Source organism: Thalassospira sp. UBA1131, assembly GCF_002311515.1.
Classification (GTDB): Bacteria; Pseudomonadota; Alphaproteobacteria; order Rhodospirillales; family Thalassospiraceae; genus Thalassospira.
Map to the genome: position 1 here is coordinate 1 of NZ_DCAO01000013.1, position 1963 is coordinate 1963.

The 1963-nt window shown below is 54.9% G+C and carries 1 protein-coding gene and 1 pseudogene; one reads left to right on the top strand and one right to left on the bottom strand.

Annotated elements, in window-relative coordinates; translation table 11 throughout:
• Positions 1-1522: HAD-IC family P-type ATPase (locus tag B3Z49_RS01850; RefSeq protein WP_296987886.1), on the top strand; the 1522-nt coding region annotated here is incomplete at its 5' end.
• 72 nt (positions 1523-1594) lie between these two features.
• On the opposite strand, the pseudogene B3Z49_RS01855 reads toward B3Z49_RS01850, so the two are convergent.
• Positions 1595-1963: pseudogene (locus tag B3Z49_RS01855) on the bottom strand (peptidase); the annotation flags it as partial.

The following is a 1963-nucleotide window of genomic DNA, read 5'->3' on the forward strand; positions in this document are numbered from 1 at the left end:
CCATTTAACCGTCGGAACCCCGGTGCTGATTGATGCCAAGGATGAAAGCGATCTGATCCTTACCGCCGCACTGGCATCAGAGGCCGATAGCCACGACCCGATTGATAGCGCGGTCTTTGCCATCCTTGGTGATCGTGCAAAGCTTGATGGCTATGACATCACCAGTTTCCGGCAGTTTGATCCGGTACGCAAACGGGCCGAGGCGGAGGTTACGCATGATGGCCAGACCATCATGGTTGCCAAGGGGGCGCCGCAGGCGGTTCTGGCTTTGCTGTGTGAGGATGAGATATCGGATATCGAAAGTGTCGCGGCTTACCGTGCGGTGATGGATGCGATCAAAACCATGGCAGAGCACGTTTACCGTGCGCTTGGTGTCGCCCGGACCGATAAAGACGGCAATTGGCAGTTTCTGGGGTTGTTGCCGCTGTTTGATCCACCGCGTGAGGACGCGGCATCAACCATTGCGGAACTGCGCAAAAAGGGTGTTGATATCCGTATGATCACCGGCGATCACGAGGCAATTGGCCGCGAAGTCGCAGGCCAACTTGGATTGGGGCAAAACATCCTGCCCGCCGATGCGGTGTTTGATCGCAACAATCAGGCGATTGATCAGGTAATGATCGAGCAGGCAGATGGTTTTGCCCGCGTCTTTCCTGAACACAAATACGCGATTGTCCGCCAGTTTCAGGATCGCGGTCATATTGTCGGCATGACGGGCGACGGGGTGAATGACGCCCCTGCCCTGAAACAGGCCGATATCGGAATTGCGGTTTCAAATGCCACGGATGCGGCGCGTGCGGCGGCCGATCTTGTTTTGACCGCGCCGGGCATTTCGGTGATTACCAGCGCGATTGAAGAGTCGCGGCGTATTTTCGAACGCATGGGCAGTTACGCCACTTTCCGGATTTCAGAGACGATCCGGGTTTTGTTGTTCATGACGATTTCGATTCTGGTGTTTGATTTCTACCCGGTCACGGCGGTGATGATCGTGTTGTTGGCGTTGCTCAATGACTTCCCGATCATGATGATTGCCTACGACAATGCCGAGGTTGCCAAACATCCAGTACGTTGGAATATGGGTAACACGCTCACCATGGCATCCCTGTTGGGTGCTATCGGGGTAACATCATCCTTTGCCTTGCTTTGGGTGTCGGAAACGTGGCTGCATTTGCCACCGGAAGAAGTCCAGACACTGGTGTTCCTCAAACTTCTGGTGGCGGGGCATCTGACGATTTACCTGACCCGGCACAAAGGCTTCTTCTGGCAGAAACCCTATCCCAGCATGAAACTGTTTCTGGCAACCGAGATCACCCAGATCATTGGCACGCTGGCGGCTGTCTATGGCTGGTTCGTGCCACCGATTGGCTGGTATCACGCACTGGTTGTCTGGGGATATGCGCTGTGCTGGTTTGTGGCGGCGGGCTGTATCAAGGTTTGGGTCTATCGGCTTTTGACCCATCGCCATCATAGTCATCACAGCCATCTGGCCCGGGTTGAAGGATCGCTTCATCGCCACCGATAAGATCGGAACATCCAGAAACAAAAAGCCGGACCACTTATTAGGCCCGGCTTTGGGTCTTCGTATTCGAGGTGCTTATTCTGCGGCGATATCGCAATGCTCGTCGGGCATGTCGGCAAATGCATCGCGAAGCGCATTCGACCAAGCGTCCGACAGTGCGCGGAAGCCCCTGTCTTCAGCCTCGATCCGGCGGATTTCGGAAAATTTGCAAGCGTCATCTGGCAAAACAGCCAGATCAAGCGGCATACCAACCGACAGGTTGGAGCGCAGCGTTGAATCCATCGACAACAATACCGCTTTCACCCCGTCCTGGATCGGCGTGTCGGGCGTGATTACACGATCAAGGATCGGCTTGCCGTATTTGTGTTCGCCGATCTGAAGGTATGGCGTATCGGATGTGGCTTCTATGAAATTACCCGCGGCATAGACCAGAAACAGACGTTG